16 protein-coding genes are annotated in these 19514 nt (G+C 66.4%); 11 read left to right on the top strand and 5 right to left on the bottom strand.

Features of this window, described 5'->3' with window-relative positions:
- Positions 1-196 precede the first annotated feature (196 nt).
- Positions 197-691: a bacterioferritin gene (locus Pla123a_RS19605; protein ID WP_146590143.1), complete on the top strand. Its 495-nt coding sequence runs from the start codon at positions 197-199 to the stop codon at positions 689-691.
- 1100 nt (positions 692-1791) lie between these two features.
- Here Pla123a_RS19605 and tatC read toward each other — a convergent pair.
- On the bottom strand, positions 1792-2709 hold the full coding sequence (tatC, locus tag Pla123a_RS19600; protein WP_146590141.1) for a twin-arginine translocase subunit TatC: 918 nt from the start codon (positions 2707-2709) through the stop codon (positions 1792-1794).
- A gap of 134 nt (positions 2710-2843) precedes the next feature.
- Here tatC and Pla123a_RS19595 point away from each other — a divergent pair, with 134 nt between their 5' ends.
- From Pla123a_RS19595 to Pla123a_RS19565, 7 genes are all read left to right on the top strand, one after another.
- On the top strand, positions 2844-3803 hold the full coding sequence (locus Pla123a_RS19595; protein WP_146590139.1) for a type I phosphomannose isomerase catalytic subunit: 960 nt from the start codon (positions 2844-2846) through the stop codon (positions 3801-3803).
- A 226-nt stretch (positions 3804-4029) separates the two neighbouring features.
- Positions 4030-5343 (top strand): glucuronate isomerase, encoded by a 1314-nt coding sequence (locus Pla123a_RS19590; protein WP_146590137.1) that lies wholly within the window; start codon positions 4030-4032, stop codon positions 5341-5343.
- Positions 5344-5479: 136 nt separating this feature from the next.
- Positions 5480-6004, top strand: coding sequence for a hypothetical protein (locus tag Pla123a_RS19585; RefSeq protein ID WP_146590135.1), 525 nt, complete (start codon positions 5480-5482; stop codon positions 6002-6004).
- 12 nt (positions 6005-6016) lie between these two features.
- On the top strand, positions 6017-7225 hold the full coding sequence (locus Pla123a_RS19580) for a hypothetical protein (RefSeq protein ID WP_146590133.1): 1209 nt from the start codon (positions 6017-6019) through the stop codon (positions 7223-7225).
- An 8-nt stretch (positions 7226-7233) separates the two neighbouring features.
- Complete coding sequence (trkA, locus tag Pla123a_RS19575) at positions 7234-8790, top strand: Trk system potassium transporter TrkA (protein WP_261342765.1); 1557 nt, start codon at positions 7234-7236, stop codon at positions 8788-8790.
- A gap of 7 nt (positions 8791-8797) precedes the next feature.
- The gene (locus tag Pla123a_RS19570) at positions 8798-10387 is read left to right on the top strand and encodes a TrkH family potassium uptake protein (RefSeq protein ID WP_146590116.1); all 1590 of its coding nucleotides are present in this window, start codon (positions 8798-8800) and stop codon (positions 10385-10387) included.
- A 584-nt stretch (positions 10388-10971) separates the two neighbouring features.
- Positions 10972-13164: a hypothetical protein gene (locus Pla123a_RS19565; protein ID WP_146590114.1), complete on the top strand. Its 2193-nt coding sequence runs from the start codon at positions 10972-10974 to the stop codon at positions 13162-13164.
- Here Pla123a_RS19565 and Pla123a_RS19560 read toward each other — a convergent pair.
- A complete protein-coding gene (locus Pla123a_RS19560; protein WP_146590112.1) occupies positions 13159-14205 on the bottom strand; it encodes a type II secretion system F family protein in 1047 nt (348 codons plus the stop codon). The two genes, Pla123a_RS19565 and Pla123a_RS19560, sit on opposite strands and share 6 nt — an antisense overlap.
- Before the next feature lie 193 nt (positions 14206-14398).
- Positions 14399-14701 (bottom strand): hypothetical protein, encoded by a 303-nt coding sequence (locus Pla123a_RS19555; protein ID WP_146590110.1) that lies wholly within the window; start codon positions 14699-14701, stop codon positions 14399-14401.
- 556 nt (positions 14702-15257) lie between these two features.
- Here Pla123a_RS19555 and Pla123a_RS19550 point away from each other — a divergent pair.
- Entirely contained in the window at positions 15258-15899 is a 642-nt protein-coding gene (locus Pla123a_RS19550) for an HNH endonuclease (protein ID WP_146590108.1), read from the top strand.
- A 145-nt stretch (positions 15900-16044) separates the two neighbouring features.
- On the opposite strand, the gene Pla123a_RS19545 is transcribed toward Pla123a_RS19550, so the two are convergent.
- Positions 16045-16323 (bottom strand): ferredoxin family protein, encoded by a 279-nt coding sequence (locus tag Pla123a_RS19545; protein ID WP_146590106.1) that lies wholly within the window; start codon positions 16321-16323, stop codon positions 16045-16047.
- 524 nt (positions 16324-16847) lie between these two features.
- Between Pla123a_RS19545 and Pla123a_RS19540 the strand changes: the two genes are divergently transcribed.
- Entirely contained in the window at positions 16848-17411 is a 564-nt protein-coding gene (locus tag Pla123a_RS19540) for an RNA polymerase sigma factor (RefSeq protein ID WP_146590104.1), read from the top strand.
- An 11-nt stretch (positions 17412-17422) separates the two neighbouring features.
- On the opposite strand, the gene Pla123a_RS19535 is transcribed toward Pla123a_RS19540, so the two are convergent.
- On the bottom strand, positions 17423-18544 hold the full coding sequence (locus Pla123a_RS19535; RefSeq protein ID WP_146590102.1) for a hypothetical protein: 1122 nt from the start codon (positions 18542-18544) through the stop codon (positions 17423-17425).
- A gap of 289 nt (positions 18545-18833) precedes the next feature.
- On the opposite strand from Pla123a_RS19535, the gene Pla123a_RS19530 reads away from it, so the two are divergent.
- Complete coding sequence (locus tag Pla123a_RS19530; RefSeq protein ID WP_146590100.1) at positions 18834-19496, top strand: tetratricopeptide repeat protein; 663 nt, start codon at positions 18834-18836, stop codon at positions 19494-19496.
- The last annotated feature ends 18 nt before the right edge of the window (positions 19497-19514 follow it).

Here is a 19514-nt window from a genome sequence, read left to right as displayed (position 1 = left end):
ATGTTCGCTCCGTCCCGTTAAGTTGAAACTCCGTTCAACGGGCTTCTACGCGAAGAGGCAAGAGGTTGTTCGACAAGGCCGTATGGCTTCGCCATTTTACACAAAACTCCACACCAACCAAAATGCAGCTGCACTCTGCGTTATGTACTCAACTACTCGTTAAAAACTTAGCATTCACAACAACGGAGAATAGACCGTGTCAAGCAAATCGGAAACACTCGCCAACTTGCAAACCGCTCTGTCGATGGAACTGACCGCTGCCCACCAGTATCAGTTGCATGCAAGCGTACTTGAGGATTGGGGACTAGATCGCCTTGCATCACAAATGCGTGAAGAAATGACCGAGGAACTCGGGCATTCCGATGCGTATATCGAACGCATCCTTTTCCTAAAAGGACAACCCGAGCTAACACTTCAGAAAACACCAACCCTTGCCAAATCGCTTCGGGAGATGTTCGCACTCGACTTGGACGACGAAAAGGAAGCAATCGATTTCTATACCAAGGCTGCTCGCACGGCATACGAGTCAGGTGATATTGGGTCACGAAGTCTATTCGAACGGATTGTTCTGGATGAAGAAGGGCACATGGGCTGGCTTGAGCTACAATTGGATTTGCTTGAGCGGATGGGCGAATCCGCTTACATCTCGAAACACATGTCCGCCCCAGCCAAAGCAAACGAGCGCACATAACAAATGCGTGAACCCGAGTTATGGTCGGGTCGTTTTCTGAAATCCTCGTCACTCGCTACAGCCGGGTTACGCTCGTCGTTCTGTCGTCAACGCCGTCGAGATACCCACACCGCTGCAAGTTTAGTCAGTCATTATGGCGCCGAAGTTGGACCACCCGTCCGCAGATAGCCGCGCGCGATCTTGCTGAGGTGTGCCCAACCTCAGCGGGTTAGAGCCCATTTCTTCGACGCCCCGGCGTGAAAATCCGGCGCACCGGGGTAGCGGCGACAGTCGTTCGCGGGGCGGCTTGGTAGCGTAAGTGCTCATTCGAACGAACGTCGGTGGGCGCAGCCCAAGAGGCATGGCGGCGCCGACGTCCGCTTGCAACTCGATCGCCTCTTGTCGCTAGCGACACCGACGTTCGCCCGCTCTTGGCTTCCCAGTAGGCAAACTTGATCGCGGGCGAAAGTCGCTGCCACCCGGAATGTCCCCCGGCTCTCCCAACTGGGAGTTCCTGGCTCGGAGAGCCAGGGATCCTATCGGCGGCCGCTGCGGTACAGGGACACGCATCCTGGTGTTCCCTTGCTGGCGCTGCGGGCTTGTATTCGGCCTCGCACCTACTGCTCGGAACGCTGGCGATGAAGTTGCCAATTCTTTGTGGCGAGTAGCTCACTCGCGCGGTCCAATGGTAGCGGCGAGGAATCCCTTCAGGGCCGCCGATGGTTCCATCGTAGCTGCGGGCGGGAGCCGACAGTTTGGGGACGCGTGCGCGCGCTGCGAGCCGGACGAACCGCCGGCTTCCGACGGTGGCTGCGGAGTAGTTCCGATGGCGGTGCGTGACGGCTGGGACAAAACCCTGTGTCCCGTTCGCAGCGGAATCGGCTCAAGGGACTTCCCGGCAAGCACTTAGGGAAAACGGGGCGGCGCTCGGTTGGGGGTTTTGTGCCCTCCGATCGATATTTCGGACAATACGGGGCAGGCCAAAATGGGACAAGACCACCCGGGGGTTGCCGCTGGAAAAGGGGACGGGCACGCGACCGCGGTTGGGTCTGGCCCAAGGATGAAGTCGGCCCTGCGGTCGCGAGCCAGTCCCCTATTCCAGCTCGCCGGGCGTGGGCGAACTACGCCGGCGGCGGGTCGAAGGGCGATTCGCGGCGGGGCATGAACTTGCACAGTCCGATACCGCCGAAGTAGAGGAAGCAGAGCGGCACCGCCAGCAGGATCATGCTGCCGGGGTCGGCCGGGGTGAGCAGCATCGAGATGATGCAGATCACCAGGATCGCAATCCGCCAAGACTTGAGGTAGTCGGCTACGCCAAACACGCCGATCCGTTCGAGGAACAGCATCACCAGCGGCAACTGGAACGCGACGCCGAAGCCCAACGGCAGCAGCAGCACGAAGCTCATCCACTCGTTGATCCGCGGCGTCGGGGTGATCTCGAGCCACTCGTAAAACCCAAACAGGAACACCACCACCAGCTGGATCGCAAAGAAGAACGCCACCGCGGCGCCCAGCAGGAACAGCCCGAGGCTGAACGGCATGAAGACGTACACATACTTCCGCTCGTGCTGGTACAGGCCCGACGCGACGAACTGCCAGATGAAGTAGAACAGCGCCGGGCTGGCGACCACCACGCCCACAATCAGCGAGGCCTTGACGTACACCATGAAGGCGTCGGTCATGCCGGTGCCGATGATCTGGTTCCGCGGGTCCTGGTCGAGCGGGAGGTACAGCAAGCGCTCGCGTTTCTCGCCGTCCACGAATTCGTAGATCCGCAGCGGGATGTAGACCTCGTCGTCGATGGTCTGCGACTCGACGCCGGCCTGCTTCTCCGCGAGGTCGATGCGGAACTCGTTGAGGCCCTCCTGCAGCGGCCCCTCGATGAAGGTCACGACGTCGCTGCCGATGTAGAAGCCGACCGCGGAGCCGACCAGCATCGCCAGCACACACTTGAACAGCGTAACCCGCAGCTCCTCCAGGTGCTCGCCGAAGGACATCTTGGATTGTTCGAAGAGGTCTTGGTCGGAGCGGATCGGCACGTGGCGGGGTGCGGCGGTGGCCGGGCGAGGGTGAGCTGGGCATTGGTGGGCTGGGCAGGAGCCCACGAAGCTTTGATAATAACAACGCTAGAGACCCCTCACAACGCAAACCCGCCCCCGCCGGAGCCCTACCGATGCTGCCCCCGCTACAGTTTCAGCCCTTGTTCAAGCGATACCTGTGGGGGGGCCGGCGGCTGGCGACCGTGCTCGGCAAGCCGATTGGCGACGAATCGGCCGCCGAGAGCTGGGAGGCGGTCGACCACGGCGAGGACCAGAGCGTCGTGGCCGGCGGCCCGTACGACGGTTGGACCCTGAGGAAACTAGTGGAGGAAAAAAACGAGGAGCTGTTCGGCCGGCACGCGCCGCAGGAGCAGTTCCCGCTGCTGTTCAAGTACCTCGACGCGCAGCGGACGCTCAGCGTCCAAGTGCACCCGAACGACGCCCAAGGCGCCAAGCTCGACCCGCCCGACCTCGGCAAGACCGAGGCCTGGGTCGTGCTGGCCGCCGAGCCGGGCAGCAAGATCTACGCCGGCCTGAACGACGGGGTCGACCGCGCCGCGCTCGCCGCCGCGGTCGAGGCGGGCGAGAGCGACCGCTGCCTGCACGCGTTCGAGGCCCAGCCGGGCGACTGCGTGTTCATCAGCGCGGGGACGGTGCACGCGTTGGGGGCGGGGATCATGATCGCGGAGATCCAGCAGGCGAGCAACACAACGTTCCGGCTGTTCGACTGGAACCACGTCGACAAGGACGGTAACTCGCGGCCGCTGCACATCGAGCAGTCGCTGGAGGTATCGGACTACGAGCGCGGCCCGGTCAGTCCTCAGACGCCCGAGCCGCTGGACGGGGGCGGCGAGCGGCTGGTCGACTGCGACAAGTTTGTGCTCGACCGCCACGCACTCGACCGCCCGACGCCGATCGCCGATGAAGATTGCTTCAAGCTGATAAGTGTCATTTCCGGCGAGGCCGACCTGGTTTGCGGGTCGAGCCGGTCGCCGCTCGAGAAGGGCTCGACCGTGCTGCTGCCGGCCCGCCGCGAGGCTGCGGAATTGCACCCCCGGAATGCGGCAACGGTGCTCGAGATGCGCTTACCATAGGGGGGTCCCTGGGCAGAGCGGCTGCCGAGTGCGATCCTCTTCATTGTGTCGGTCTCCGGGTTCCGTGGAATCGGGGCCGGGCGGCGCCGTCCGCCACCCTGCCGCCTCGTGCGTGTGCAGGCCCAGCGTGAGCTGGCGAGTGCACCGCCGCCAGACGGTCGTCCGCTCGCTATCTCCATCGTCCACGCCCGCTCCATCAACCACGCCCGTTCAACCGCCAAACGTCATGTCCAGCACCGCCATCGCCCCGACCCCGTTAGCCGAACTCGTCAGCCAGGCGATTGAAGAGCAGCCGGTGTGGGACATGCACACCCATCTGTACCCGCCGACCTTCGGGACGCCGGCGGGGGGCTCGAGCGGTAAAGCGGACCCGCAGGGCCTGTTGCTGTGGGGCATCGACGAGCTGCTCACCTACCACTACCTGGTGGCCGAGGTGTACCGCTGCGTGCCGGCTTCGAAGCTGCCGTACGCCGACTTCTGGAAGATGAGCAAGCAGGAGCAGGCCGACCACATCTGGCGCGAGCTGTTCCTCGAGCGGAGCCCGCTCAGCGAGGCGTGCCGCGGCGTGCTCACGACCCTCGAGAAGCTCGGCCTGGACCCCTCGGACCGCGACCTGGCCGGCTACCGCTCGTGGTTCGCCGAGCAGGACCCGAGCGACTACATCGATCGCGTGATGGAGATCGCCAATGTCTCGCGGATCACGATGACCAACGCCGTGTTCGACCCCAACGAGCGGCAGCGGTGGCTGGCCGACCCGCAGGTCGGCAGCGACCCGCGGTTTGCGCCCGTGCTGCGGTTCGACAACCTGCTGCGGGACTGGGCCGGCGCGGCGCGGCTGCTGTCGGAGTGGGGCTACGAGGTCTACGAAGAGCAGAGCGACGCCAGCCTCGAGAACGCCCGCGGGTTTCTGCGCGACTGGCTCGACCGCACGCGGGGCATCTACGGCGCGGTGAGCCTGCCGCCGTCGTTCCGCTACGGCGGCGCCGACGACAACTCGACCGGTAGCGTAGCGCTGCGTGAGGTGGTGCTGCCGGTGCTGGCGGAGCGGGGGCTGCCGTTCGCGATGATGATCGGCTCGCAGCTGCAGGTGAATGCGTCGCTCCGCGACGGCGGCGACACGGTCGGCAAGTCGGACGTAGGCTCGGTGCTGACGCTCTGCCGCGACTTCCCGGACAACCGCTTCTTCTGCACGATGCTGGCCCGCGAGAACCAGCACGAGCTGATGGTCGCCGCCCGCAAGTTCGGCAACCTGATGATCTTCGGCTGCTGGTGGTTCCTCAACAACCCGTCGCTGATCGACGAGCTGACGCGGATGCGGATGGAGCTGCTCGGCCCGACCTTCATACCGCAGCACTCCGACGCCCGCGTCCTGGACCAGCTGATCTACAAGTGGGACCACAGCCGCAAGCTGATCGCCACGGTGCTAGCAGACAAGCACGCCGACCTGGCCGCCACGGGCTGGAAGGCGACCGAGGACGAGGTTCGCCGCGACGCCAAGATGCTGCTGCACAGCAACTTCGAGAAGTTTCTCGCCGGCTGACCTCGGGCCTCGGCTGATCATGGGGCCCGGCTGCACCCGGGACCTCTGCTAGCGGTGTAATCTCGCTTGCCCTGCCCTGCCGGGGCGGCTACTCTCCCGCGCCTGTTTCCCTACTCCGTAGGCGCCGAGAGACCGCATGCAGCCCGAGCTCGAAATCCCCACTGGCGCGCGACGGTGCGTGAAGAGTGATCTGCCGCTGAAGGCGGCCGACCACTACTTCTCGCTGGTGCGCGAGGTGCGTGGGGTGCTGCAGCGCGAAGACTACGCCGCCGAGCACTGGCCCGGCCCCCCGGCAGACGACGACCAAGACGTCGTGGCTTGGTGGGAGTCCCGGCCCACCGGGGAAGCGGGCGCCGGCAGGGCGATGGCGCCCAACGACGTGCTGCTCAAGCTGTTCGACCAGTGGGCCGACGACCCGGCCCACGCCGAGGCCCGCTACGTGCTCACGCTGCTGCTGGTCCGCCGGCGGGTGATGCGGATCGAGGCCGACGAGCGGCACGGGCTGTTCGGCGGCCCTCAAACCGAGGCGCCCACCCCGGCCCCAGGGCTGAGGGTCTACTGCACCCGCCGCGACGAGACCTACGACGTGCCCGAGGCGACCCCGAACGCGCAGCGGGCGGCGGCAATCCAGCAGCAACTGTCGAGCCTCCTGGCCGCCTGAGGACCCCCACAGATGAAAACCGCCTCGTCGCTCGCGGCCACCACCGCCAAGAACGCCGCCCTGTACCTCGGCTTCACGCTGATGTTCACGGTGCTGCTGCTGATCACCAGCGGTTGCCGCTCGACCTCTAGCATGCTTTCCAGCTACGCGCCCGGCCCGCCGGCGCCGCAGATCCTCGCCCCAACCGCCACTGCCGACCAGGTGATCGCGGCCGTCAATCAGAACACGGCCCGGATCCGGACCTACCTCAGCAACAACGCGTCGATCTCGGTGCTGGGGCTGCCGAACCTGCCGCTGTTGAGCGGCAACATCGCCTTCGAACAGCCGCAGCGGTTCCGCTTTACCGCTCGGGCGTTGACCGGGCCGGAGGTCGACTTCGGCAGCAACGACGAACGCCTGTGGCTGTGGGCCCGGCAGATGAAGGGGCAGGACGGGCAGTCGCCGCTTTACACGGTGCGGCACGACCAGTACGCAAGCAGCGGCGCCCAGAACATGCTGCCGATCGAACCCCGCTGGATCATCGAGGCGCTCGGCATGGTCACAATCACGCCCGGCGCCGCTCAGCCGCCGATGCCGCGGTCGGACGGCAAGCTCGAGGTGCGGGCCGTGGAGGTTACGCCGCGTGGCCAGCTCACCCGGATCTACGTGATCGACCCCCACGGCTGGGTTACCGAGCAGAGCATCATCGACCAGAACGGCACACTGCTGGCGAGCGCCACGGCCGACCGCTTCCGCTACGAACCGCAGGCGCAGGTCTCGATTCCAGAGGTGGTGACCGTCCGTGTGCCGGCGGCAGACCTTGGGCTGCGGATTGATGTCGGTTCGGCGGTGGTCAACGCGGCGACCGGCGACCCCAACCAGGTCTTCCAGCCGCCGATGATGCAGGGCCACCCGGTGGTGGACCTCGGCGCGACGGCTCCCCAGGGCTTCGGCGCCGCGGGGCCAGCGCAGCCGGCGGCGCCATCCACACAGCAACTCGGCTGGCAGCCGCAGGGGGCGTCGGTCGCGATGGCGGCCGCCGCGCCGACGATGCCGCCGCCCAGCTATATGACGCCGAGCCTGCCGCCGACATCGGCGCCTATTGCAACAGCAGCCCCGCCAGCGTCGCAGCAAGCTGCCCCAACCATGACTCCGGCCGCCCCCCCGCTGAACGCTCCCGTCGCGGCCCCGGCGCCACAGCCCAGCGTCTACCGGCTCCCGCCCGGCGGGACGCCGTTCTAGCGCGCCGATTGGGTGCGTTCGACCTCAAAACGGGGGCTTTCCGGCGGCGGCAGGCCTGGCCCAGACCGCCCAATTGTGCGGCCCCCGCGGGGGACCGGACTTGCAAGCATTGGCGTCGCCTGTTTCACTGCTTAACTTGTCCGGGCCCCACAGCCCGGCCCCGCCCGACAGCCAGGCTCGCCCGGCACGGCGGGCGGTTCAAGATCCCCAGAGCGGCAGACATGCGTGTTGTAATCCTTGGCGCCGGCACAGTCGGCCACAGCGTTGCGGCGATGCTGTGCCGCGAGCGCCACAGCGTGACGGTCGTCGACACCGACGCCGAGCAGATCAAGCACATCAACGAGACGCTCGACGTCCGAGGCCTGGCGGGCAGCGCCTCGCAGTCGAGCGTGCTGTTCCAGGCCGGCATCAGCTCGGTCGATCTCTGTCTGGCGGTGACCGGCGACGACGAGGTGAACCTGGTGTCGGCCAGTATGGCGCGATCGATGGGCGCACGCCGCGTGGTGGCGCGGGTCTACGCCCCGGTGTTCCGCGACCTCAGCACCTTCGACTACCAGCGTCACTTCGGCATCGACCGGCTGCTGAGCCTCGAGCACCTCTCGGCGATGGAGCTGGCTCGGGCGATCCGCCACCCCGGGTCGGTGGTGGTTGAGAACCTGGCCCGCGGCGAGATCGAGGTCAGCGAGGTGACCGCCGCGCCGAAGGCGAAGCTGGTCGGCAAGTCGCTGCGAGAGATCGGCCTCCCCAAGGGGGTGCTGATAGGCTCGATCACGCACGACGGCGAGAGCAAGATCGCCTCGGCCGAGGACGTGATCTCGCCGGGCGACCGGCTGACAGTGATCGGAGCCCGGCAGAGCGTCGAGGACGTCAAGTCCGGCATCTGCGGCGAGCGGGGCGGCAAGACCGGCGTGGTGATTGTCGGCGGCGGCGAGACCGGCCTGCACCTGGCGCGGATCCTGGAGTCGCAGCGGTTCGCGGTGACGCTGCTGGAGATCGACCGCACGCGGTGCGAGTTCCTGGCGACCATGCTCGAGGAAACCACGGTCGTCAACTCCGACGGCACCCGCCGCGCGACGCTTGAGGAGGAGCGGGTCGCCAGCACCGACGTGTTCGTCGCCTGCACGGGTGAGGACGAAGACAACATTATGGCCGCGGTCGAGGCCCGCGACCTCGGCGCCAAGGGCGCGATGGCGATCGTCGGCCGGCCGGACTACGCCCAAGTGGTCGGCAAGCTGGGCATCGACTTCGCGGTCAGCCCCCGCCAGGCGATGGCCAAGCAGATCATGGGCTACCTGACCTCCGGGCCGGTGGTCTCACGGACGCCGCTCGGCGAGGGGGACATTGTCGCGCTCGAAATCGAGGTGCAAAAAAACGCCGCGGTCACCAGAGAGATCATCGCCGCGCTGCACCTGCCCAAGCAGTGCCTGATCGCGGCGATCACGCGGGACGACTACGCGTTTGTGCCGGGGGCCAAGGACCAGCTGCGGACCGGCGACACCATCGTCGCGCTGCTGCACGACCGTGACGCGTCGGAGCTGACGCCGATGTTCGAGAGAGGCGACTGACGCACCCATGAATTACCCAATCGTCCTCCGACTGCTGGGCATGGTTTCCTGGCTGATGGGCGCCACGATGCTCGGCAGCGTGCCCTGGGCGTTCCCGTGGTTCGGCCAGGCCGAGCACATCGAGTGGCAGGGGCTGATCGCCCTGGCCGGTTCGATCGCCGGGTGCGTGGTGCTCGGCGGCGTGTTCCGCTACCTGGGCCGTGGCGCCAATGTCAGCATCTACCGCCGCGAGGCGATGGCCGTGGTGGGGCTGAGCTGGGTGCTGGCGACCGCCCTCGGCGCCCTGCCCTACCTGTTCAGCCACTCGTCGATCGCGTGGGCCGACTACGACTCCGGCCAGCGCCGGCTGATGAATGTCGCCGACTGCCTGTTCGAGTCGCAGTCGGGCTTCAGCACCACCGGCGCCACGGTGCTGACCGACATCGAGGACCCGCTGCTGCTGCCGCGGTGCATCCTGTTCTGGCGTTGCAGCACGCACTTCCTGGGCGGGCTCGGCATCATCGTGCTGTTCGTAGCGGTGCTCGGGCAGGGCTCGGCCGGCAAGGCGCTGATGCGGGCCGAGATCCCGGGCCCCAGCAAGGAGGGCTCGCAGGAACGCATGCAGCACACGGCCTGGACCTTTGCGGCGATCTACTGCGCGCTTAATCTGGTGTTGGCGGTGCTGCTCAAGATCGAGGGCATGAACTGGTTTGACGCCATCTGCCACGCGTTCGGCACCATGGCGACCGGCGGGTTCAGCACCTACAACGCCAGCCTCGGCTACTTCAACAGCGCGGCGATCGACTACACGGTGCTGGTGTTCATGATCATCGCCGGCATGAACTTCACGCTAATCTACCTCGTGACCGTTGGCCGGGGCGCCATCATGCTCCGCGACGTCGAGTGGCGGAGCTACATGGCGATTATCCTCGGCGGCTCGCTCCTGCTGGGGGTGATCTCGGTCTACCTGTACGAGGACTTCGACCGCGAGGGCGTGCTGTCCGATGCGTCCGAGGCCATCTCGGCCGCCCGCTACGTGCCGTTCACGTTCGTGTCGATCCTGACGACCACCGGCTTTGGCACGCACGACTTCGACCAGTGGAACCAGTTCGGCCGGGCGATGCTGTTCCTGCTGATGTTTGTCGGCGGCTGCGCGGGCAGCACCGGCGGCGGCATGAAGGTCATCCGCCACGTGCTGTTCGTCAAGATCCTGCGGCTGGAGATCGAGCACTCGTTCCACCCGAACGTCGTGCGGCACCTGCGGCTGGGCGGCGTGCCGATCCCCGACCCCGAGCTCCGCCGCGCGATCCTGCTGTACTTCGGACTGGTCACTTTCCTGTTCATGTTCAGCTGGATCCTGCTGGTCGGCCTCGAGCCGGACGCCACGTGGACCGAGCACAACCAACCGCTGCAGAACAAGCTCATCGACTCGGCCAGCGCGGTCGCCGCGACGCTCAACAACATCGGCCCGGGGCTCGGCACGGTGGGCGCCACGCAGAACTACTCGGCGTTCAGCTCGTTCGCCAAGCTGCTGTTCGTGCTGCTGATGATGCTCGGCCGGCTCGAGCTGTTCCCCGTGCTGGTACTGGGGATGCCGTCATTCTGGCGGTCGAAGTAGCGTCCGACAGCCGGCGAGCCACGCCCCGGCGGGCGCCGCCCGAAGGGGTTTTGTCCCCCACCGCTCTCCGGGCCACAGTTCTCCCCTGATCCATTAACGCCGTTTCCCCCTGCTATAGCAGCCTCAAACGCCGTGCCCGCCACAAATGGGCTCAGCGGGTATAGTCCGATTTATCGAGCAAACGGGACAAAACCCCCACGCACGACTCCGCCGGCCCCCCCCGGCGGCGGCCAGAGGGCGACGCCCTGCGAGACCATTCCCGTGAGCGCGCAGCACTCCCCCCACCGTCGGCTGTTCCAAGGCGGTCCGCTCCCACGTCGTTCGAGAGCAACCCCTCTATTTGACCGCGCTTGGTGGGCGACTTCTACAAAGAAATTGAAGAACGCCCCGATTCGCCTCGGCGGCGGACTAGCTCCCAATCGCACTGCTGCGGTCGCCTCATCGCAGCTCGGTCGCTTCGGCCTGTTCGGCGGCGCCCGCTTGTCCATCTCAACCGACGCCGACGCTCGGTTGCTTGACAGCCGGCGAGCCGACCCTTTAGATTCTGCGGGTTCCGGCGCCTGAACCTCACCTGGGAGCATCCGATGCATCGCCTCCTCTTCGCGTTGGCGGCTGCGGCCGCCCTGCCCGCCGCCGCGACCGCCCAGCAGGTGTTCTACACGTTCACCTCTGGCCCGGCCGGCGACGGATTCCTGTGGCCTGCCTCGCCCACCGGTCTGCTGCCCGAGGGGTACGCGTACCTCACGCCCGACGGCGTCGACATCTACAACTACTCGGGCAACAACCTGTTCTTCGACGACAATTATCAGGTCGCCGGCAACGCCTTCGGCATCGACGCCGACGCGATGTGGGGCAACCCCTACTCGGGTTCGGTCGACATTTATCTCTCGGGGCTGGACACGCAGAGCGTGGAGTTCAACTTCGCCCAATCGGTCGGCGGCGAGCCGTTCCAGACGAACGACTACATCGACATCTACATCGAGGACTCGGAGGGCCGCCAGGCGTACTACTCTGCCTACCTCGGCAACACGTTCACCGGGCTCGGTGGGTTCGACGGCTACTCCGACACCGTGCAGTTCGACACCTCGTTCTTGTACGACGAGTTCGAGAACGTCGACGGCGGGCCGCTGATCGACATCGACTACTTTTACATCGAGCTCTACTCGCTAGACAACTCCTTCGAGCCGGCCGAGTTCGCGATCGACAACTTCTCGCTCGACGGCGGGTCCGGCAACGGCGGCAGCGGGCTCTTCCCTTCAGTCAACGACGGGCAGTTCGATGTCACCGGATCGACGCTCGGGGCCAACTCGCTCCGCGGGACCGGGACGTTTAGCAGAGGGGTCGAGGTGACCAACAGCGCCCCCACCGGCACGACCTTCTCGATCGAGCTCCTCCCCGGCGGCGACCTGACGTCCGATTCCCCACCCAGCGGCCAAGCGATCGACGCGGGCGAGTCGCTCTTCTCCCCCGACGTCGCCCTCGTGGACCGTTCGCTTCCCAGCGGCAAGTACCAGAGCGACTTCCGTGTCATCAACGAGGGCGACCCGTCCGACCCCGACGACGTCGCGACCCTCAGCGTCGACCTCTACGACAGCGAGTCGCTGTCGGGCAACTTTGCGGGCGTAGAGGTCGCGGCCGCGGAGATGGTCACGCTCAGCAACGCCGCGGCGCCCGCCGAGGGCTTCCGCGCTGCGGTCAAGGTAATCGGCAGCCAAACTTCCGGCCCCTTTACGGTCGACGGCTTCGCTAATGAGCAGCGGCTGCTGGACGGCGACTCGATCCAGGCCACCGCCACGTTCATGCGTTTCGGACGGCTCTCTGGCCCGCACACCGGCTCCTACACGGTGTCGCTCGAGCAAACCGCCTATATCGTCAACGATCAGGTCGATTTCGAGACCTTCCTGGCGAACGCCGAGTCCGTGCCGGACGTGAGTTGGACGCTCAACTACGCACTCGCCGACACAACGACGGACAGCGTCAGCGTAGCTAGCGGGTCAGCCTTTGCGGAAACGGTGGGGGTCAACAGCGCGGAAGTCGCCGCGACCCTGATTGACGGCGTTAGCAGCGCAGACCAGTCCGTGTCGATGCAGTTCGTGGCAGACCCCAGCCCTGCGTCTGCCGATATCCTAGGCGTCCCGGTCGAGCTCGCTTTCGGCGGCGGTGGTGGCGACCTGTACGTGCAGCAGTTCACCTACGACGAGCTGCTGCTGGCGGGCGACGCCGACGAGTCCGACCTGCGCCTGCTGTGGTACGACGCGGTCGCCGGTGAGTGGGCCCTGGCGGTCGATGGCAATTCGGCTGGAACTCCCTCCTTCTTCGCTGGTTCGTGGGAGGAATACCTGGCTGGACCAGGCGGGGGAGCGCTCGGCGCCGGCGACCTGGGAGCCTACGGCGTCGACGCCGCGAACAACCACGTCTGGGCGGCGCTCGACCATGCTTCGCTGTTCGCTGTTGGGGTGCTCTCTGCCCCATCGCCCCTGGCAGGCGACTACAACCAGGACGGCGTGGTGAACGCGGCGGACTACACCGTGTGGCGTGACAACCAAGGGACGAGCGTCGTCCTGCCAAACGACGCCACGCCAGGCACTGTCACCACCGCCGACTACGACGTCTGGCTGGCCAACTACGGCGCCGGCGTCGCGGGGGCTTCGAGCCGCCAAGCCGTGCCCGAGCCGACGTCGATTCTCAGCATGGCCGTGCTGCTGGTGCTGGCTCTGGGGACGCCCGGTCTGTTCCGCTCGAACAAGACACAGTGGGACGGAACGATTCCGCTATAGGTTCATCGCGTCGGTGATCGAATCGACGTAGAGCACCTTGAACAGGCGGATCACCATCACGGCGATCATGACCATGATGCCGCCCCAGATCACGAAGCCGAGCACCGTGCTAAGGGTGGCCATGGCAAGGTCGGCTTCCTGCTGGTACTGACGCGAGAGCCGCGACATCGACTCGACGATCTGCCCGCTCTCTTCCGCGACGTACAACGCGTCGAGGAAGTGGGCGGGGAAGATCCCTGTCTGCGCGAACGCCTGGTGCAGCGGGCTGCCGGCGACGATCGCGTCGGTGATCTGTTGGGAGCGTGAGGTGTAGTAGTCGCTGCCGGTCGAGCGGAGCGCCAGCGGCACGAGCCGCCGCAGGTCCATCTCGACGTTCAGCGTCAGGTGCAACGCCCAGGAGAGCCGGGCGAGGCAGATCTTCTCGATCGCCTGACCGACCACCGGGACCCGCATCACGAGGTGTTGCAGCGGCCGCAGCGAGAGCACGCCGTTACGGATCGCGTACAGCAGGCCGCAGGCGACTAGGAGCGCCACGACAACCAGCTGGATGTACCGCACCACCGCGTCCTGGCCGGTGACGCCGAGGCCAAGCACGTCGATCGGCTCGCCGTTGAGCTTGGTGGCGTTGAGCGCGGCCAGGATCGCCAGCAGGACGCCGATGATCACGACCGCGGCGACCAGCTGGAAGACCGGCCAGGCGAGCTGGCGGCGGAAGTCGCGGGCCATCTCAAACTGACGCTGGTAGTGCTCGCTCAGCCGGTGCAGCACCGCCGGCAGACTGCCGGTCTGCTCGCCGACGTGGGTCATCTCGAGGAACAGCCGCGGGAACTGCCGTCCGGTCCTGGCGAGCGAGACGCTCAGCGAGTCGCCGGCGGCAACGCCCTCGTAGACCCGCTGGTAGGCCTTCTTGTTCGCCCCGCGGGCGTGCTCGGCCTCACGCTGCCAGCAGCGGCGGATGTCGATGCCCGACTCGGTAGAGAGCGCCAGCCGGTGGCAGAGGTCGGCCAGCGGCTTGGCGGACAGACGGGCGCGGTAGGACATGCGTAGCGGGCCTGAATCGTGAAGGGGGACGCGGTCACGCGTCGGCTGGTCGATGCAGGCATTGTACCTGCCGCCCAGCGGGTTAGTCGCGCGGGGGCGTATGCTTCACGCAGAGGTTTGCCGCAGTTGGGCCGCGATACCTGCCAGCAAGGCGGTGCTTGAATCGAGCGAAGGGGGTTCCAGAACGCCGGCGCTAGTTGTTGCTGAAGCCGACCCGGCCGGTCGAGAGCCGCCCGAGAGGGTTACGCAAGAACTTCTTGCGGCAATCGCCGCACAGATCGTAGCGGACTTGCTGGAAGACCTCTTCCTCGCACTCCTGGTCGTCGAGCTCGTCGAGGGCCTCGAGGATGTCCTCGATCTCCTGCAGGTGATCGCGGTCGGAGTCATGCGACTCCTCGCCGTCGAAGGCGGCGTAGACTTCGACCCGCACGACGTAGCGCAGCTCCTCCTCGAGGTTGATGGGTCGCTGGCAGCCGTCACAGGTGAAGTGGATCATGCTACAGACATCCGGTGTGGGTGAGGAACCAGTCAAGCCGCCTCTTCCAAATGTTCACAGGTATCATCGTAAGTCGAAACCAAACGCCGAAGCAAGTCGGACGGCGGGCGACGGCCCAAAACAGGTCCGATAGCAGCCGGATCGCAGGCGGCCGGGCCGGGGGCGTGCCTCGGGATGGGTTCCTGAAGAATCCGCGAAGATTGCCGGCGAACCACTGGATTATCTGGTCGTGGGGTTCTGCCTCGGTTAGAATTGAGGCGTCGAGATGATTCCGCCGCTGCGGCGCGCGGAACGCGTCGCGGCCCTCCCAAGCGCGCCGGCTGCTGCAGCCGGGCCCGCGACGGTGGTCCGCGTCGCCTTCCCCCCGCGGCCAGCGGCGACAGGTTGTTCGCCACTGGGTTATTCGCTAATGGGTAATCCGAACCGCTTGCCGGTTCGGAGTGTCCGAAGGTGATGTTCCCCAGAGGGCTTCTTCGCGGAAGCTCCGAGCTTCACCCCAGAAGCTCCGGGTTTCAGCGCTGAAACTCCAGGCTCAACCTGCATACCGAGACCACGCATGTCGACCGCTAACGCGAGCGCTCTGAACTCGAGCGTGCTGGTGTTAAACCGGCAGTACCGCGCTATCCACGTCGTAGATGTCAAACGCGCCTTCGGCCTGCTGATGCGTGAGCTGGCCGAGGTGATCCACATCGAGAACGGCGTCTACGCCAACTACGATTTCACGTCGTGGCAGGAGATCAGCGCCCTGCGGGCAGAGTTCGAGGACGAGATCGACCCGCACAGCGACTGGGTGCGGAGCGTCAACTTCTCGATCCAGGCGCCGCGTGTGCTCCGACTACTGCACTTCGACAAGGCGCCGCGGCAGCGGGTGCGGCTCAACCGCCGCAACCTGTTCGCCCGCGACGGCAACCGCTGCCAGTACTGCGGCAAGAGCTTCGCGACCAGCGAGCTGAGCATCGACCACGTGGTCCCCAGCTGCCGCGGCGGACAGACCACCTGGGAAAACGTCGTGTGCGCTTGCGTGCGGTGCAACGTCCGCAAGGGCGGACGCACGCCGGCCGAGGCCCACATGAAGCTCACCAAGAAGCCGGTGCGGCCCCGCCGCAGCCCGCTGCTGTCGATCAAACTCGGCAACCCCAAGTACGCTAGCTGGAGGAGCTTTGTCGACGAGGCCTACTGGTCGGTCGACCTGAAGTAGGACGCGCTGCAAGCCGCGGCGTCACAGCACGAAAAAAGCCGCCGGCTCAAACGAGCCGGCGGCTTTCGTTGTTTCGCGGTGTCGCCAAAGCTTCGCGGCGCCTGCAGAGCGGCGCCGCCAGATGCGGGACACACCGTCGTAGAAATCAGCTGTCGGCCAGCGGCTCCTGCTTCTCGGTGATCACCTCGCAGTTGGGCGCCTCTTCGGCGTTCTTCTCGATCCAGCTCTTCCAATCCTCGGGGACGTTGTCCTCGTGGAAGATCGCCTCGACCGGGCACTCGGGGACGCAGGCCTCGCAGTCGATGCACTCGTCCGGGTGGATGTAGAGCACCTTCTCGCCTTCGTAGAAGCACTCCACCGGGCAGACCACGACGCAGTCCGTGTACTTGCAGCCAAAGCAGGGTTCGCAAACGACGTGCGCCATTCTGTAGTTCTCCCTCGCCGGCGGGCCGGCCATCCACTTCGAGTGTGTATTAGTCTACGTTCCGGAGGTCCCGTCACTGGGACAAGCCGCGGCGGGCCTTGGCTGTGGGGCCGTGCCCGGCGAGTTTAAGGGCTATCGGCCCCCGCCGCGGCTCCGGGACACCTGGCCCTCGGGCGGCCAAAAATCCTCCGCAAGCGGCAAACTCGCCGCCTGCCGCGAATCGTAGGATGAGGCAAGCCGAGTGTCAACCAGCGGCAGTGAACTTGCCCCGGCCGCAAGCCCTACCTATACTTGGATTTAGACGGCAGCCGCGGCGTCTTGATCGCGGCGACCACTCGCAATGTTCGGCACGCACAAGGAGGGCGGCGGCTTCCGTCGGGCTTCGATTTTGTGCTTCGGTCTCGCGGGCCAGCGAGAGCAGGCCGTGTCGAGTCCAACCCTGGGCAGGGGCAGATTAATCCAACTCCGGCGCCGATCCAAAACTGGAAACACGCCGGCCGCACTTAGCCCGTAGGGAACCGCCAGTGGCCCTCTCCGACTTCGACCGCCGACTGCTCGACCGCTGCCTCAATGGGGCGCCGCGAGCCTGGGAAGACTTTGTCGACCGCTTCATGGGCTTGGTGGTCCACGTCGTGAACCACGTGGCGGGAAGCCGGTCGATCAAGCTGTCCAACGCCGACCGCGAAGATCTGATCGCCGAGGTGTTCCTGGCGATCATCGAGAACGACCACGCCGTGCTGCGGCATTTCCGCGGCCAGAGCTCGCTGGCGACCTACCTGACGGTCATCTCGCAGCGGGTGGTGATCCGCAAGCTGGTCGAGGCCCTCAGCGGCGAGACGCCGGTCGCCCACCTACCCGAGGGCGTGGTCGAAGCCAACGGCGCCGAGCAACGCATGGCCGACCGCGAAGAAGTCGAGGCCCTGCTCGAGCGGCTCGACGGCCAGGACGCGCAGGTGGTGCGGATGTACCACCTCGAGGGGAAGAGCTACCGCGACATCAGCGCCGCCACAGGCATGCCGGAGAACAGCGTCGGCCCGCTGCTGAGCCGCGCCCGATCCAAGCTGCGTGACATCGCGCCGGCCGACTGAGGCAGCCAGCCCTACTCATCTGCAAGCGTCACCCGCACGACGTTTTCTTCGACTTTGATCGCCACGCCCGACTGCGCCGCGATCTGCTCAAGCAACTCGCCTGGCGTCGCCTGCGAGACGCTCACGTCGATGCGTTTCGCGAGCGCCCCGAGCACCTCGGCGCTGTGCGCCGGGTCGTAATCAATGCGGAAGGAGAGGGCCCCCGCGACCTTCTCCAGCACAGCCCGGGCCGGCTGGCTGCGGACGCTCAGCGTCAGGCGTTGCTCGCCAGGGGACTCGCTCCTGGGGCCAGGGCTGTCGGCCGCCTTGCGGCCGCCGCGCAGGACCGTCTGCAAGTGGTCGTGCGCCTCGACCCGGCCGGTGAGTTCGAGCGACGATCCGCGTCGTTCGACCCGGGCGTCGGGGAACGCCGCACGGAAGTCCTCCGCCGACCAGTTCGCCCGGCTCGCGATCCGGTAGCTCTTGGTCAGGGTCGGCTGCGGCGGCGCCGGTGCGAGCTCAATTGCGCCCCGCTCGCCAGCAGGCGCCCAGGTGAGGTCGAACCCCACCAGCAGCAGCGTCAGCCGATCCGACAGGCTCATGGCAGGCAATCGGCCGGCCGGCCAGACATCGTGTGGAAGGCGGTCGGGGTTCGTTATCCGCAAGCCGTGCCCGGCGAGCAGCGACTCGATCAGCTCACGCGGCTCTGTCAGCCGCGGCCAGCTGAGCGAGTCGACCCGCCGCATCGCCGCCCGCGATCCTGCGTCGAGACGGCTTAGCCGCCCCTCGGCCATGGCGGCGAGCGTGCGGAGGTTGGCGGCCGAATCCGCGGGGCCGATGTAGAGCACCCCCCCCAGATCCGACACAGCGCCGCCGTGCGCGGCGAGCGTCGCGTTCAAGGAGTCGCCGAGCCGGCCCGGTCCGGCGCCCGCGAGCAGCCAGTGGGGATCGACCCGTCGGTCGAGAAGCACCTGGCCCCAACCGGCCAACGCGAGGCTATCGGCCCGGTCACGCAACTCCACCCCGCCGGGCAGCGCGCTGACCCGGCGGTCAAGCGGGGAGGGGGCGGCGTGGGCGAAGGCCGCTAGCAGTGAGAGCGAAACTACTAGCCGTGGGGCGCCAATAAGATGGGCGGCGTTGCTAATCCCTCGCATGGGCGACCTCGCGGGGCGTCGGCTTCAACGGCGGACCTTCCATTGTAGCTGGACGCGTTGCTTGGCGTCTCATGAATCCCCCGTAATCCATGGACGGAAAGTCGCACAACCGTCACCACGTGACTTTTTGTTGTGCCAACTGCAAGGGTGATTAAACTCGGGTCATGAGGGGTAGCCGGGAAGCGGCTCCACGCGGCGCCTAGTCGACCGGACCACCCGGTTGCATCCAGGCGCCGGCCGCTGTGCCCCTTGTTCTGTTAGTCCGCCCGGCGTCCTCGGGAGTTACGAAGTGCCTCACAGCCAGCCACGCGTTCCGGTCATCGTCGAGTTCTACCTGCAGTACCTCGACGACCAAGACTCGGCGTTGTTCATCAAGAATGTCACCCGGCGTTACACCTGCGCGTCGCTCGAGCGTCTCGCGGTGACGGGCGACCGCTCGGCCCGCCGCGCCGCGGTGCTGGCGCTCGGCTACATGGGCGACTTCGCGTCCAACGCGGTGATGGGCCAGGCGCTGGTCGACACCGACCGCGGCGTGCGGACCATCGCCGAGAACGGCATCCGCGACCTCTGGCGCCGGGTCGGCAGCCGCGAGCAGCGGACCACGCTCAGCGCCATCATCCGGCTGAACCAAACCAAGCAGTACGACGAGGCGATCCGCCTAGCAACCGAACTGATCCACGAGTCGCCGTGGATCGCCGAGGCGTGGTCCCAACGCGGCGCCGCCTACTTCCACCTCTCGCAGTACGACTCGTCAATCCGCGACTGCCACCAGGCGCTCGAGATCAACCCGTACCACTTCACCGCCGCCGCCGGCATGGGCCAGTGCCACCTGCTGCAGGATAACCCGGTCGCCGCCCTCGAGGCGTACCGCCGGGCGCTCCGCCTGAACCCAGGCATGGAGGAAGTCCGCGTGCAGGTAATCCAGCTCCAGCGCACCATGAAGGGCGAATAGGGCGTCGACCCCGCCTGC

Origin of the sequence: Posidoniimonas polymericola (genome assembly GCF_007859935.1) — a bacterium.
GTDB classification, from domain to species: domain Bacteria; phylum Planctomycetota; class Planctomycetia; order Pirellulales; family Lacipirellulaceae; genus Posidoniimonas; species Posidoniimonas polymericola.
The sequence above is the reverse complement of the archived record's forward strand: the minus strand, read 5'-3'. Positions and strand labels throughout refer to the sequence as shown.